The sequence below is a fragment of the Pseudoalteromonas spongiae UST010723-006 genome (assembly GCF_000238255.3).
Taxonomy (GTDB): Bacteria; Pseudomonadota; Gammaproteobacteria; order Enterobacterales; family Alteromonadaceae; genus Pseudoalteromonas; species Pseudoalteromonas spongiae.
Genome location: NZ_CP011039.1, coordinates 160998 through 175500 on the forward strand (window position 1 = coordinate 160998; position 14503 = coordinate 175500).

General features: G+C 41.1%; 15 protein-coding genes. 7 read left to right on the top strand and 8 right to left on the bottom strand.

Features of this window, described 5'->3' with window-relative positions:
* The first annotated feature begins 30 nt into the window (after positions 1 to 30).
* On the top strand, positions 31 to 2169 hold the full coding sequence (locus PSPO_RS00745) for a S9 family peptidase (RefSeq protein WP_010562239.1): 2139 nt from the start codon (positions 31 to 33) through the stop codon (positions 2167 to 2169).
* 50 nt (positions 2170 to 2219) lie between these two features.
* On the opposite strand, the gene PSPO_RS00750 is transcribed toward PSPO_RS00745, so the two are convergent.
* Complete coding sequence (locus PSPO_RS00750) at positions 2220 to 2873, bottom strand: glutathione S-transferase family protein (protein WP_010562238.1); 654 nt, start codon at positions 2871 to 2873, stop codon at positions 2220 to 2222.
* A gap of 112 nt (positions 2874 to 2985) precedes the next feature.
* Between PSPO_RS00750 and PSPO_RS00755 the strand changes: the two genes are divergently transcribed.
* The gene (locus PSPO_RS00755) at positions 2986 to 3816 is read left to right on the top strand and encodes a LysR substrate-binding domain-containing protein (RefSeq protein WP_010562237.1); all 831 of its coding nucleotides are present in this window, start codon (positions 2986 to 2988) and stop codon (positions 3814 to 3816) included.
* On the opposite strand, the gene PSPO_RS00760 is transcribed toward PSPO_RS00755, so the two are convergent.
* Positions 3799 to 4266 (bottom strand): GNAT family N-acetyltransferase, encoded by a 468-nt coding sequence (locus PSPO_RS00760; protein ID WP_010562236.1) that lies wholly within the window; start codon positions 4264 to 4266, stop codon positions 3799 to 3801. The two genes, PSPO_RS00755 and PSPO_RS00760, sit on opposite strands and share 18 nt — an antisense overlap.
* A gap of 234 nt (positions 4267 to 4500) precedes the next feature.
* On the opposite strand from PSPO_RS00760, the gene PSPO_RS00765 reads away from it, so the two are divergent.
* Positions 4501 to 5190 carry a DNA-3-methyladenine glycosylase I gene (locus PSPO_RS00765; RefSeq protein ID WP_010562235.1) on the top strand — a complete coding sequence of 230 codons (690 nt, stop codon included), beginning with the start codon at positions 4501 to 4503 and terminating at the stop codon, positions 5188 to 5190.
* Here PSPO_RS00765 and msrA read toward each other — a convergent pair.
* Positions 5187 to 6431, bottom strand: a complete 1245-nt coding sequence (gene msrA / locus PSPO_RS00770; RefSeq protein WP_010562234.1) for a peptide-methionine (S)-S-oxide reductase MsrA — start codon at positions 6429 to 6431, stop codon at positions 5187 to 5189. The two genes, PSPO_RS00765 and msrA, sit on opposite strands and share 4 nt — an antisense overlap.
* A gap of 159 nt (positions 6432 to 6590) precedes the next feature.
* Here msrA and PSPO_RS00775 point away from each other — a divergent pair, with 159 nt between their 5' ends.
* Complete coding sequence (locus tag PSPO_RS00775) at positions 6591 to 6821, top strand: hypothetical protein (RefSeq protein ID WP_010562233.1); 231 nt, start codon at positions 6591 to 6593, stop codon at positions 6819 to 6821.
* A gap of 56 nt (positions 6822 to 6877) precedes the next feature.
* Here PSPO_RS00775 and PSPO_RS00780 read toward each other — a convergent pair whose 3' ends face one another.
* Positions 6878 to 7648: a hypothetical protein gene (locus PSPO_RS00780; protein WP_010562232.1), complete on the bottom strand. Its 771-nt coding sequence runs from the start codon at positions 7646 to 7648 to the stop codon at positions 6878 to 6880.
* A gap of 116 nt (positions 7649 to 7764) precedes the next feature.
* Here PSPO_RS00780 and PSPO_RS00785 point away from each other — a divergent pair, with 116 nt between their 5' ends.
* From PSPO_RS00785 to PSPO_RS00795, 3 genes are all read left to right on the top strand, one after another.
* A complete protein-coding gene (locus PSPO_RS00785; RefSeq protein ID WP_010562231.1) occupies positions 7765 to 8202 on the top strand; it encodes a PaaI family thioesterase in 438 nt (145 codons plus the stop codon).
* 81 nt (positions 8203 to 8283) lie between these two features.
* A complete protein-coding gene (locus PSPO_RS00790) occupies positions 8284 to 8517 on the top strand; it encodes a hypothetical protein (protein ID WP_010562230.1) in 234 nt (77 codons plus the stop codon).
* Between the two features lie 69 nt (positions 8518 to 8586).
* The gene (locus PSPO_RS00795) at positions 8587 to 9354 is read left to right on the top strand and encodes a substrate-binding periplasmic protein (RefSeq protein WP_158523428.1); all 768 of its coding nucleotides are present in this window, start codon (positions 8587 to 8589) and stop codon (positions 9352 to 9354) included.
* Here the strand turns inward: PSPO_RS00795 and PSPO_RS00800 are convergent.
* From PSPO_RS00800 to PSPO_RS00815, 4 genes are all read right to left on the bottom strand, one after another.
* A complete protein-coding gene (locus PSPO_RS00800) occupies positions 9351 to 10091 on the bottom strand; it encodes a phosphoadenylyl-sulfate reductase (RefSeq protein ID WP_010562228.1) in 741 nt (246 codons plus the stop codon). The two genes, PSPO_RS00795 and PSPO_RS00800, sit on opposite strands and share 4 nt — an antisense overlap.
* Before the next feature lie 41 nt (positions 10092 to 10132).
* Positions 10133 to 11851: an assimilatory sulfite reductase (NADPH) hemoprotein subunit gene (gene cysI, locus PSPO_RS00805; RefSeq protein ID WP_010562227.1), complete on the bottom strand. Its 1719-nt coding sequence runs from the start codon at positions 11849 to 11851 to the stop codon at positions 10133 to 10135.
* A 54-nt stretch (positions 11852 to 11905) separates the two neighbouring features.
* The gene (locus tag PSPO_RS00810; protein ID WP_010562226.1) at positions 11906 to 13720 is read right to left on the bottom strand and encodes an assimilatory sulfite reductase (NADPH) flavoprotein subunit; all 1815 of its coding nucleotides are present in this window, start codon (positions 13718 to 13720) and stop codon (positions 11906 to 11908) included.
* A gap of 205 nt (positions 13721 to 13925) precedes the next feature.
* Positions 13926 to 14501, bottom strand: coding sequence for a prepilin-type N-terminal cleavage/methylation domain-containing protein (locus PSPO_RS00815; RefSeq protein WP_010562225.1), 576 nt, complete (start codon positions 14499 to 14501; stop codon positions 13926 to 13928).
* Positions 14502 to 14503 lie beyond the last annotated feature (2 nt).

The following is a 14503-nucleotide window of genomic DNA, read 5'->3' on the forward strand; positions in this document are numbered from 1 at the left end:
ATGGGAAGGTTAAATACAAAGGGAATATTTATGAAAGCATTAAAACCAATCGCACTAAGTGCACTCTCACTATTAGTGCTTAGCGCTTGCAATAACACTCAAAACAACAACAAAACTGATATTGCCGCGCCTATCGCCAAAAAGGTGCCATTTGAAATGACGCACCACGGTAACACACGCGTTGATAATTATTATTGGATGCGTGACGATGAGCGCAAAGATCCAGAAATTCTAGCGCATTTAGAGGCTGAAAATAGTTATACAGAACAAAAATTAAAACATACTGAAGCACTACAAGCGCAATTATTTGACGAGATCAAAGGTCGCATTGTTAAAGATGATCAATCTGTACCAGTCAAACAGGGCGATTACTTTTACGGTAGTGAAGTAAGCGGTGATAATGAATATAGCGTATATACGCGCGCAAAAGATTTAGCAGGTACTGATAAGCAAGTACTGTTAGATGTTAACGAATTGGCAAAAGCACATGATTATTTTAGTGTTAGCACGCTAACTGTAAGTGAAAACGATAATTTACTCGCGTATGGCGAAGATACATTAAGCCGTCGTATTTACACTATTCGCATTAAAGACCTAACTACAGGCGAATACTTAAAAGATAAAATTGAAGGTACGTCAGGCAATATTGTTTGGGGTAACGACAATACCTTCTTGTACTACATCAAAAAAGACCCGCAAACCTTGCTTGGTTATCAGGTTTACCGCCATGTGCTGGGAACGGACCAAAGCAGTGATGAGCTAGTGTACGAAGAGAAAAACAAAGCTTACTACACTTACATTAGTAAGAGTAAAGACAGTAGTTTAGTTTACATTCACCATTCAAGTACTGAAGCGCGCGGTGTATCAATTATTGATGCGAACGACGCCAAGGCGAAACCAACGCGTTTTATTCCGCGTGAAGATAAGCACGAATACAGTATTGCTAAGTTAAATAACGATTTTTACATTACTACTAACCTAGATGCGGTTAACTTCCGTTTAATGAAAGTTGATGCAAGTAAAGTAGGTGATAAGGCGCATTGGCAAGAAGTTATCCCTGCGCGTGATAACGTAAAACTTGAAGACATTACGTTATTTGATAATCACTTAGTTTATCAAGAGCGTGAGAATGGTTTAACGAATGTCACTGTGCGTAAGCTAGATTCAGGCAAAGAGTTTAACCTGGACTTTAAAGATACTGCGTTTGCTGCAGGTATGTACGGTAATAATGAACTTGATAATGCATCTGTTCGTTTGTACTACACCAGTATGACAACGCCTTCTAGTGTAATTGAATATACGTTAGAAGACGGTAAGAAAACTGTACTAAAAGAACAAAAAGTATTAGGTGACTTTAACTCTGATAACTATGTATCTGAGCGCATTAAGGTAACGGCACGCGATGGTAAAAAAGTACCTGTATCGCTTGTTTATCATAAAGATAAGTTTAAAAAAGATGGTACTAACCCGCTTTATCAATATGGTTATGGCTCATATGGTGCAACCTTCGACCCGACTTTCTCAACGTCACGTTTAAGCCTGCTTGACCGTGGTTTTGTTTACGCCATTGCCCATATTCGAGGCTCTCAAATGCTAGGTCGCCCTTGGTATGAAGATGGTAAAAAACTCACTAAGAAAAATACCTTTAACGACTTTGTTGACGTAACTAAAGCGCTTGTAGAGCAAGGGTATGGTGCAAAAGATAAAGTATTTGCGGTTGGCGGCAGTGCCGGTGGTTTATTAATGGGTGCTGTGATTAACCAAGCGCCAGAGTTATATCGTGGTGTTGCTTCTCACGTCCCATTTGTCGATGTAGTTACCACTATGCTTGATGAATCAATTCCACTGACTACAAACGAGTATGATGAGTGGGGGAACCCGAATGAAAAAGCGTACTATGACTACATGTTAAGTTACTCACCTTACGATCAGGTTAAGCGTCAAGCGTATCCAAACCTGTTAGTAACTACAGGCTTACATGACTCGCAAGTACAGTACTTTGAACCTATGAAGTGGGTTGCTAAGTTGCGTGAATATAAGACGAACGATAACCTACTGCTATTCAAAACGGATATGGAAGCAGGTCACGGTGGTGCATCAGGTCGCTTTAAACGCATAAACGATACTGCATTAGAGTATGCGTTCTTCATTGATTTACTAGAGCAGTAATACACATATTAAAGGGGCGAAAGCCCCTTTCTTTTCTTTATTAAGCTAAGTTAGACTTCTTCGCCCGCTTCATCCATTTGAACAATCTCAGTTTCCTGCAAAGCCAGATCTATCCACTCGGCAAGTACAGAACAGCTCAATACTTTGTGCATATAAGCCGTTGCAGGAGCATTTAATGAAATGCCATAGGTTTTAAAACGCAGCGCGATAGGTGCAAACATGGCATCAACAATTCCCCAATCACCAAATAGCCAACCGCCTTGATGTTGAAACAGTGTGTGTTGTTCACTAAAAATCTGCTCAATGCGCGCAATGTCATTTTGGCTTTGTGCTGTCAGTTCCACTTTGCGCTTAGCGCGTATATTCATAGGTAACTGATTGCGTAATGAGTTAAAACCAGCATGCATTTCTGCCGCTAATGCCCGAGCTTTTGCACGTTGCTGCGGATCACTTGGCCAACCTTTATTACATAAATAAGCTTCATTGATGTATTCGCAGATTGCAAGCGAATCCCATATGGTTGTACTACCATCAACTAACACAGGCACTTTAGCGATGGGAGCGATGGTGGCAAGGGTATCGCTAAAACTTGGTGTCTCTAATTTTAAGTTGTGTTCAGTGAAGCTTATATTGAATTTTTTCATTACTAGCCAGGCTCTTAGTGACCAGCTCGAATAGTTTTTATTAGCGATATATAAATCCATCTAGTGTTACTCTCAATTAGGTAGTTAGTTTAATTGCCAATAATTTATCGTGTTATTTATGCATCGAATAGCGCATAATCCTTATACTATCTATCAGTTAAATTGATGTGTTATGGAAATTGATGCGCTTAAAAGTTTACTTGCATTTGTCGACACTGGAAGCATAACGCGCGCTGCTAAACAGGTTAATCGCACTCAGTCGGCTGTTAGTATGCAGATGAAAAAACTCGAGCAGGACATAGGTAAGGTGCTGTTTGAAAAAAATGGTCGCAATCTCATTTTGTCAAAAGATGGACATCAACTTGTTGGTTATGCAAAACAACTTATTGCACATTATGACAGCACATTAAATGCCGTTAAAACGGACCGCAATAAGTTACGCATTCGGTTAGGTTGCCCTGATGATTACGCCGATGCTATTTTGCCAAGCGTAGTAAAAAAAATGCATCAGTTGTGGCCAAGTTTAGATCTACAAATACGTTGTTTACCAAGCAATATTATTCGACAGCAGCTCGACAATGGTGAACTCGATTTAGGCATAGTAACACGCTCATTTGATAGTGAAGAGGGTATTATTATTGCTAAAGATAGCGGTGTATGGGTAAGTAATGGTGATTGTAAAATACTAGAGCAAATGCCTTTGCCACTGGTAACATTTCAGCAAGATTGTCGTTTTCATCACGCAGCAATTGAAGGTCTGCACAAGCAGGGAATGCAATTTAAGTTGATTGCCATGAGTGGTAGTGTTGCTGCGATGCAAGGGTTGATAAAACAAGGCATGGCAATTGGTGCTATGGCGCGCTTAAGTATCGGCGAGTTAACAGAGCTGAAAAATACGCACTTACCCGCCTTACCTGATATTAGTATTGTGCTAATTAGTAACGTGCATACCAATAGCAAAATTTCTCAAACTGAGCTGTTACAACTAGGTAACAGTGTTTAGCTGTAATGTCATAAAAGTGCTGTGTGGATCTTCTTGATAATCAGCGAAAGGACCACAGATATTAAATCCAAACTTTAGATACAAATTGCGTGCAGCAAAAAAGTATTCTTGCGTACCGGTTTCTAGGCTTAGTGACAAATAGGCTTTATCAATAGCTAGCTCAATTGTGTGTTGCAGTAAGCGTGACGCCACGCCGCTTCCACGGGCGTGCTTTGCGGTGCGCATTGACTTTATTTCAGCGTGGTTTGGGCAAAGCTGTTTTATTGCAATACAGCCAAGCAAGGTATCATCACGCCATGCGCTGAAAAAAGTGATATTACTTTTTTTAAGTTCGTTAAGGTCAAGTGCATGAACACTCTCAGCGGGTGATGTTGCGTACATATCATCTAAATGTTCTTGTAACAGAGCAATCACAGCGGGGCTGGATAAATCATCAATTTTAATGTGCATGTAAGGTCTTCTGTAAAATAATTCAATCACGCTATTCATCTAATATGCCAATCTTATTTTATTTGTAATAAATTGAATTTATTGGTGAATTATTTTTTGATTGAAGCTGAGAAACGAAAAGCGATAGGAAATGCCACTTTTTGGTGCAAGCTGTGCTCTTTTCTTTAGCACTGGTCTTGCATCTAAATTTGCACTGGGGTTAAGCTAGTTCAAATTTTCTAAAGCCAGTAATTTATGGAAAAGTTTAACGATATCTATCTTCGCGCAGTCGAGCGAAAGGGCGGTGAGCGTCAATTAAAGGCATTGCTGTCAAAACCACTGAGTAATAAGCGCATAGCAGAGTTGCCTGATTCAGCTTGGTTATCTGAATTTACCAAAAAGATTTTTCAAAGTGGATTTTATTGGTCGGTTATTGAGAAAAAGTGGCCTGGCTTTGAAGAGGTATTTTGGCGCTTTGATGTTGAGGCATTACTAATGATGTCGCCGGAACAACAGGAAAAAGCCGCTAGCGATGAACGCATTGTGCGTAACTATAAAAAAGTACAAACGGTGCAGGCCAATGCCTATATGATCCATGATGTTGCAAGTCAGCATGGTAGTTTTAGTCAGTTTATCGCAGATTGGCCAAGTGACGACATTATTGGGCTTTGGCAGTATCTTAAAAAGCATGGCGCACGCTTAGGTGGTAACACTGGGCCTTATGCGCTTCGTGTATTAGGCAAAGATACCTTTTTGTTATCGCGAGATTGTGAGAGCTATTTGCGCAGCCATAAGATTATTGATGGCGGTTTACAAACTAAAAAGTCGTTGGTTGCAATTCAAGCTTTCTTTAATGAATTGCAACAGCAAAGTGGCTTAAGTTATCAAGAGCTTAGCCAAATAATTTCATATAGCTGCGGCGATAATGTAGTCGGTATTAGTTAACTGCGCGGTACAAATTCTAATACGGTTGCATTGATGCAGTAACGCAGCTGACCATTTGGGCCATCATCAAATACATGGCCTAAATGAATGTCAGACTCAACCGCACGAATTTCAGTACGTACCATGCCAAAGCTATGGTCTGGTTTTTCATACACGGCACCTTTTACCGGTTTGGTGAATGAAAGCCAGCCACTGTTAGAGTTAAAGCGGTCACGCGTATCAAATAACTTAGCGCCACTTAGCTTATCGATAAATACGCCATCCGGCGTGTTTTTAAAAATCTCATATTGTTTGCAATAGCGGTTATCGGTGCCTTTATTAAATGCGACATTAAACGCTTCACCTTTACCCAGTTTAAATGCTCCCACTATCTTGTAAAACTCATCACGAGACACATAACCTTGGCGTGCAAAAACTTCTTTGCCTTGCTCTAACAGAATAATGGTGGGGGTTGCCCAGGTTGGCGTTTTAATTGTGAGATCGTGAAGTTGATCGGCCGTTCTAAACGTAAGCGGAATTGAGCCAGCATACCCTTTTGCTGTCTCAGCTTTAAATTTTTCACAGTAAGGGCAGAATGGGGCATCAATGACCAAAATTTGTTTACCTTCTAACAGCGCACTGTTATTAAGTTTAGCGATAGTTTGTTGGTTAAATGTCACACCAGTTCGCAAATCAGGGCAGTAGCCATTAGGGTTTTTGGCAAGATAATCTTGATGATATTCTTCCGCCGCATAAAAGGTATTAAGTGGCTTAATGCTGGTGGCTATTTTGCCGAAACCAGCCTGACTAAGTAGAGATTGGAATTGTTTAGTAACCGCCATTGCGAGCGTTTTTTGTTGCTCTGAATTATATAAAATAGTTGAGCGATATTGTGTGCCTACATCGTTACCTTGGCGGTTCACCTGTGTCGGATCATGGTGCTCATAAAAATGCTGTAAAATTTGCTCTAGACTAATTTCATTACGATTAAAAGTGACTTTAACGACTTCGGCATAGTTATTAGGGTTGTACTTGTTACTTTTTTTAATGATATTACGGTAGGTTGCTTTAAAGCCGCTGCCATCCGCATAGCCACTCACGGCATCAATTACGCCATTAAGTGCTTCATAGCGTTTCTCTGCGCCCCAAAAGCAGCCCGAACCAAGCACGATTGAATCTAAGTGATTGGTTTGTGGTTTACGCTCTTGTGCAGAATTGGTAAAGCTTAGTAAGAATAAGCTAAAGCAAATTAGGTAGTTCATATCGGCGCCTTGTTAAACTTTATACTACGTAAATACATAGACCTGAGATCGCCTTGTTTATATTCACAACCGCTCAACATTTAGATTAGCCGTTTATCAATTAGTGAAAGTGACAGTGACAAATTGTTTTATGCTTTATCGCAACAACAAGGGGGAAATATGAAGAAATTAATCTCAATAGCACTTGGTTTATCTGCACTAGCCTTAGCAGGCTGTAATGCGACGATGGATGTTACTTACACTCCGATTACCGAATTAGAAACGCATACCGATTGGGAAATCGACACCGCAACGGGCTCTTGGAAAGTAGTTGAAAGCACTGTTTATATTAGCGCCGAGGAAAAGCAGCACGAGTTACCTAAGCAATATGATCGCTTCTCTAACAATTAGTTTTACTAAATTAACTCTTTTAGAGTGCGCGTTGATAAAGTTAAGCGCACTCTAAATTAAAAGCGTGAAGTCATCAGCAAGGTCACCGAATCTAAGCCTGAACTATCATCTCCAAACCCCGCACCTAAACCAAAGTTAAATGAAAAGTGTTCATTAAACCAATACTGAGTTTGCACTTCAAAATTGTTATTATCGAGTTCATTGGTTTGCGCCAGCGCTTGAATACCAATAAACCAATTCTCATTGATATAATAATCTGCCCGTCCTTGATAATAATCTTCTTTCCCCGATATTTGTTTAAATACAAAATCCCAGCCTTGCCCTTGTTCAATTTTGGTGTAGCGCACATATGGGGTTAATCGCCAGTTATTACTTGAATCTTGCACACCAAAAACATCGGATTCGTTACGATATAAGTAAGTTACGCCAACACCTAGCTGCAAATTAGTGGTGATATTGTTACCGAGTTCGCCGTTAAGCATTAAATATTCGTTATTAAAATCGTTATCTTTTGCATACTCTACGTTAGAGCGAACAACCAACGCATTGTCGAAATAATGTGTGTATTCGACGTCAATATCATAAAAATCATCCAGTACGAGTGCTCGCGTCGAGAGGGTATTGATTCTATTTAGATAGGTTTTAATATTGTGAGGACCACTTGCCGATGCCAGATCTTCAAAGGCGTAGGTATAAGCAATCCCAACAAAATTATCATCAAAGTCATAAAGGTCAGACACACCAAAATCGATTTGATGTTGAATCGTGTCGCTTGCTAAGCCACTATTGCAGGCAAATAAAAGGGCTAAAGGCAGTAGTTTTTTCATGTTAATTCCTTTTTGACAGTAGGATAAAGAAATAACTACCTATTGATAAGTTCAGACCTGTTTGAAATTGTTAGAGATTGTAAAAGTACCTAGCTTTGTATACGAGGGAACAATAAATGATTTGGTATAAAGAAATAGATAAAGCGTTATGCGATAAGCTAGATGAAGGTTTGCATGGTAAAGGCAGCTTAATGAAAACGTTAGGGATTGAAATATGTGAAGTTGGCGACGATTATCTTGTTGCTAGCATGCCAGTTACACCTGATCACCACAACCCTATTGGTATGCTGCACGGAGGCGCGAATGTTGTGCTAGCTGAAACAGTAGCAAGCTACGCGGCAAACTTTGTTGTAGATACCGATAAGTATTACTGCGTAGGCCAAGAAATCAATGCGAATCATATTAAAGCGGCGCGCAAAGGTATGGTGTATGCCACAGCAAAAGCTGTTCACTTAGGTAAACGTACCTCTGTGTGGGAAGTTAAAATTACCAACCAAGCCGGTGAGCTTACTTGCATTTCAAGAATGACCGCAGCGGTGGTTGAGCGACGATAGTTGATCTACATCTAGTAACCGCGTTTTAGCGCTGGTATTTTATCTAGCGCTGGCATATACCTTAGCCAGAGGTATATGCAAATGAGTGAAAAATCGTTAATTACGCTGCTTAAAGTAGTTATTGTGCTTGGATTATGCTTAATAGGACTTGGATATTATTTGATAAATGTCGCACATATTGAGCAAAGTATGGGTATCTCCGGCATGATGATTGGCGGAGGGTGTTATGCGCTTGGATTAATCTTATCTTTGCCAACCAAAATGTACCTTACGTTTATTTGGGTTACCGCGGAACAAAGAAAAAAGAGCGGTTAACAGGTTAGCTCAGCAGATTATTAAATAATCAGCCATACTATGATTTATCACTCATTATTAGTGGCACTTGTGATTAGGTTTTTTTGTTTATTATTGTTGTGCTTTAACGCTCATGTGTATGCCCGCGATCTTAAAGTCGCTGCTGGTAATTTTACTCCGTACTTCAAGGCAAGTTCCTATCAACGCCATGTTGGCTTATACGAGCAGCTTTTGTCAGCAGGGCTTAATAGAGCAGGGTTCAGCCCGACTTACATCAATGTTTCAAACGATGCCATAAAACGCTACTACGAAAAGCAAAGGGTTGATATTGCGGTGAATTGGACTGGTGCATTTACTGGGGACGGTTACCCGTCTCAGTATCGCTTGTTCTTTTACAATCGTGCAATTTTAAGTAAAGACAATCGATGGGCTAAGGCTGAACATGTGCTTGATTTAAAAGGTGCGAGGTTAGCAAGTTTTTCAGGTGCAAGTTTAAACTTTGGTCATGACTTCCAAATTCTAATCAATGACATAAATACACGTTATTTTGAAAGTGGCGACCAGCTCGCTGTAAATAAAATGCTGGTGGCAAATAAGATTGATGTATTAGTGGCTGATTGGCTGAAGTTCTATCATTTTATTAAACCGCTGGGGCTAACAAATAAGTTTACACCGTTAGATGTTATCACAAATGCTGGTTCGCAGATTATTTTTAGAGATGAGAAAGTACGCGATGCATTTGATACTGCAATTACGCAAATGTATGTTAGTGGTGAGCTAGATAAGCTCACCCTAACATGGTTGGCAAAAAATAATTTACCTAAGGTATCACATCGTTTTTTAGCAAAACGACCTTAAATACCGCCGCCGTCTGTGTGAAGGCCACATTCACGATTTAAACCAAAGAAACGCGTTTCTTCTTCGGTCATACCTGGCTCAAGCTTACGTGTGGTATGCACATCACCCATCGACACATAGCCTTGCTCCCATAACGGGTGGTAAGGTAAATCGTGCTTGGTTAAGTATTGATACACATCACGGCTATGCCAATCAATAATTGGATAAACCTTAACAGTACCGCGGCTGATCTCAAGCACTTGCTTATCTGCTCGAGTTGATGATTGTTGACGACGCAAACCGCTAAACCAAGTGCCTGCATCGAGTTCTTTCAATGCACGTGTCATTGGTTCAACTTTATTTAAGGTATTGTATTGTTTAATACCTTGTTCGCCTTGTTCCCATAATTTACCAAACTTAGCTTCTTGCCACGCAGGGCTTAGTTCTGATTTATACACTTTCAGATTGAGTTTCAATCGCTCAGTAAGCTCATCAATAAACTGATAAGTTTCTGGAAAAAGATAACCAGTATCTGTTAAAACCACTGGAATATCTGCTTTATGCGATGTTACTAGGTGTAACATCACAGCCGCTTGAATGCCAAAGCTAGACGATAAAAAGTGTGTGCTTGGTAAATTTTCTAACGCCCATAAAACACGTTCTTCAGCCGAAAGCTCTGCTAGCATGCCATTTGCATCGGCAAGCATGGCATTCTGAACGTCTTTATCTAGCGTTAATATTTGCTTAAATTCACTCATGCATAAATTCCAAATGAGGGCGGCTAACCGCCCTTAAAATATTAAGCGTGGAAGTCTGTTTTAGAGACTTTCACTTCGGCAACGATTTCCTTACGGATAGCGAAGTCACCAAAACACTCGCCTTCGTTACGCTCTTTAGCCCATTGGCCAATTAATTCATCTAATGCTGGTAGGTAAACGTCTTCACCCACATTTTCTAGGTAAAGCTTAGGTACGCGCGTACCTTCACGGTTACCACCTAGGTAAACGTTGTATTTACCTGGGCCTTTACCTACGAAACCAATCTCAGCTAACATGGCACGACCACAACCATTCGGGCAACCTACGACACGCATAATGATGTCGTCATTCGGGATTTCGTGCTTCGCTAAAATCGCTTCTGTTTTCTCGATAAGCTCTGGTAGATAACGTTCAGCTTCAGCCATCGCAAGTGGACAAGTCGGTAATGCCACACATGCCATTGAGTTAAAGCGTTGCTCTGAGTGTGAGTCGTCAATTAAACCGTGCTCACGAGCGATTTTTTCAATAATGTCTTTTTGGTCGGCTGGCACACCGGCAACAATTAAGTTTTGGTTAGCTGTCATGCGGAAGTCACCTTGGTGAATTTCTGCAATCTTACGACAACCTGTTTTCAGCGGCTGACCTGGGTAATCAAGAATACGACCACTTTGGATAAATAGCGTTAGGTGGTGTTTACCATCAATGCCTTCTACCCAGCCGATACGGTCACCACGGTGTGTGAACTCATACGGACGGCTTTCTTCAAATTTAACGCCAGCGCGGTTTTCTACTTCTGCTTTAAACGCATCTGTACCGAAAGTATCTAATGTGTACTTAGTTTTAGCGTTCTTACGGTTAACACGGTTACCCCAGTCACGCTGCACAGACACTACGTGCTCGGCAATTTTTAGCGTGTGCTCAAGTGGGATAAAACCTAAATCATCGGCTTTGCGCGGGTAAGTGTTTACATCACCGTGGGTCATCGCAAGACCACCACCAACAAGTACGTTAAAACCAACTAGTTTGCCGTTATCAGCAATTGCAACAAAGTTAAGGTCGTTCGCGTGAACGTCTACTTCATTGTTTGGTGGAATAGTCACCGTCGTTTTGAACTTACGTGGTAAGTAAGTAGACCCTAAAATTGGCTCTTCTGTTGTTTCTGTCTTTTCACCGTTTAACCAAATTTCAGCATACGCTTTAGTGTGTGGTAGTAAGTGCTCAGAGATCTTCGCAGCCCACTCGTAAGCTTCTTGGTGTAACTCAGACTCAACAGGGTTAGTGGTACATAGTACGTTACGGTTAACGTCACCGGCAGTTGCAATTGAGTCAATACCAACGCTGTTAAGCATTTGGTGCATTTCTTTAATGCCCGGCTTTAATACACCGTGGAACTGGAATGTTTGACGCGTTGTTAAACGAATACTGCCGTAAATTGTTTTATCGCCAGCAAACTCATCAATCGCTAGCCACTGCTTAGGCGTTATAATACCGCCTGGCATACGGGCGCGAAGCATCACGTTGTGCATAGGCTCTAGCTTTTGCTTAGTACGCTCTGGACGAATATCACGGTCGTCTTGCTGGTACATACCGTGGAAACGGATTAGCTGGAAGTTATCCGCTGTAAAACCACCGGTAAGTTGGTCTTTTAAATCCGCTTCAATGGTACCGCGTAAAAAGTTACTTTGCGTTTTTAATCTTTCGTTATCAGCAAACTTAGCATTTGGGTCTAGCTTGCTGTTAGGTTTGTAATCTGTGCTCATGGCTTATCCTAAAATTTTACTGTGACGGTCAGTGTGGTGTACTAGCACTTGCTACTAGTACACGTCTTTTTGATAACGGTTGTTGCTGCGAAGCTCTTTTAGGTAGCTTTCAGCTTGCTCGTCATCTTTGCCACCATGGGCTTTAATAATGTCGATAAGTGCTTGGTGTACGTCTTTCGCCATGCGGTTTGCGTCACCACAAATATAGAAATGTGCACCTTTTTCTAACCATGCAAATACTTCTTCGCCTTTCTCGCGAAGACGGTCTTGCACGTATACTTTTTCTGCTTGGTCGCGGCTAAATGCTAGGTCTACTTTGTTAAGTAAGCCAGACTTCACATAACCTTGGATCTCTACTTGATATAAGAAATCTTGCGTGAAGTGCGGGTTACCGAAGAATAACCAGTTATCACCTTCCGCTTCACGTGCATCACGCTCTTGCAAGAATGCGCGGAAAGGCGCAATACCCGTACCTGGGCCAACCATGATAACAGGTGTGTTATCGTCGTTTGGTAAACGGAAGTTGTCGTTATGCTCGCTAAATACTTTAACTTGTACGCCTTCTTCAGCACGATTTGCTAGATAGCCAGAACAACCACCAAAGTGTTTTTCGCCAAAGGCATCAAACTCTACAAGGCCCACAGTTAAATGCACTTCTTCTTCCACTTCAGCTTGGCTAGAAGCAATTGAATATAAACGTGCTTGTAGCTTACGTAAGCTGTTTGCTAGGTCTTGTGCGCTAATATCGCTTGGGTTTTGCTTAATGATATCGAAGATTTGACGTGCTTCGATGTATTCACGCATTGCTGCTTTATCTTCAACTAGCTTTAGTAGCTCAGCGTTATTAGTTGCTTGCGCGTACTTTTCAACGAAACCTGGGTAAGACTGAGTTAGCTCTAGTTTTTCAATAAGTGCTGTGCGAATTGATAACGTTTCTGCACCTAACGTGATTTCAGTCGCGCCATCAATGTTTAATAATGCCAGTGTTTCATCAACTAGTGCTTCGTCATTTAAGAAGTAAACACCTAAAGAGTCACCTGGAAGATACGTGATATCAGAGCCTTCTAATGAAATCTCAATGTGGCGTACGTCTTTAGTTGAGTCGCGACCTGTGATCTTTTGTACCACACTTAGCTCAGCCGCAAATGGGTTTTGCTTAGTGTATTGGCTTTGCGCTGGTGCTGCACCGAAACTAGCCATAGGAATAACCTGTGCTGAACCTTGTGATTGTGCTTTAAGCTCAGGTTCGAATGCTTCAACCGCACCACCGATCCAAGCAGTTGCTTGATCTTTGTAATCAACATCTAAATCAGCACGCGCAACCACTGTTTCTGCGCCGAGTGCTTTAAAGCGTTCTTCAAAATCAATCGCCGTTTGGCAGAAGAATTCGTAGCTTGAATCACCTAAACCGATAACCGCTACTTTAACGCCATCAAGTTTAGGTGCTTTCTTCGATGCTAAAAACGCATGTAAGTTTTCAGCGTCTTCTGGTGGCTCACCCTCACCATAAGTAGAAACAGCAACAGCAATAAACTTTTCTTTCTTAAGTTGAGCAGGCTTGTAGTCAGCCATGTTCACAAGCTTTACCGCTAAGCCTTTCGCTTCAGCTGCCGCTTTAAGTTGGTTAGCGACGCCTTTTGCATTACCTGTTTGTGAACCATAAAGAATGGTTAATGCTGCAGCTTCGCCTGCTTGTGGTGCTGCGCCCGCAATCTGACCTGATAATGCTGCTGTATTGGCATTCGCTGCTAAGTAACCACTCACCCAAGCTTGTTGAATTGGGTTCAGTTCAGCAGTAAGCGCTTGTAACTTCTGTACTTGCTCTGGCGTAAGCGGACTCGCTTGCGCAGAAAGTTGACTTAACAACATGGAATTTTTTCCTCGACCACCAAATGGTTTATACGTTTCTTAACGGTGCTTGTTATACATCTAGTAACAACACACCTTTTTAAGCTTCTCTGATGGTGAAATATAACGATGTCATGGCAAAGAAAAAAATAATAGAAAGTGCTTTGTTATTCCAAAAAGGAATGCATGGAGAGTTATTTATAATTTTTGCAAAAAAATAATGCAGTTATCGATTATCTTCAAAAATAACCGAGCCGGTTGATGCGTTGTAGGTAATTTTTATTAACGCATTAATTCGGCCAGAAGTGTCGCCTAATTTGCGTAAAACATATGTGCAACTGTCACTTGCGCTTGGCGTAATTGGGTTTAAACCACTCGAAAAGCGATAAGAACGGTATTCTTGATTATTGTTGTTATGCGCTATGGATGGCGCGTCTTCAAGTAGAGTGTTCCAAAGATCAGCACAGCCTCGGTTGCCCCGTCCAATTTGAAAAGGGTTGCCCATGGTGCCTGTATTATTGTTACCTTTGTTTACGCCAACAGGGTAGCCAAAAGCATTTACATCAATACTGCCATCAAGGTAGTTAGCTAAGTTGACAACGTAATTACGATTACCGCCAATTGCCCATTTGGTTTTTGCAAAATCAACAGCTTGTTTAAAGTTAGCTGCAAGAGCTTTCGTTTTTACAGCTTCTGCATCTTCGTTAAGTGATAAAAACTTGATACTTGCTGTAATGGATATTACCGCCAATATAACAATTACGATAATAAGCTCTATAATCGTAAATCCTTGGCTTTTCATGA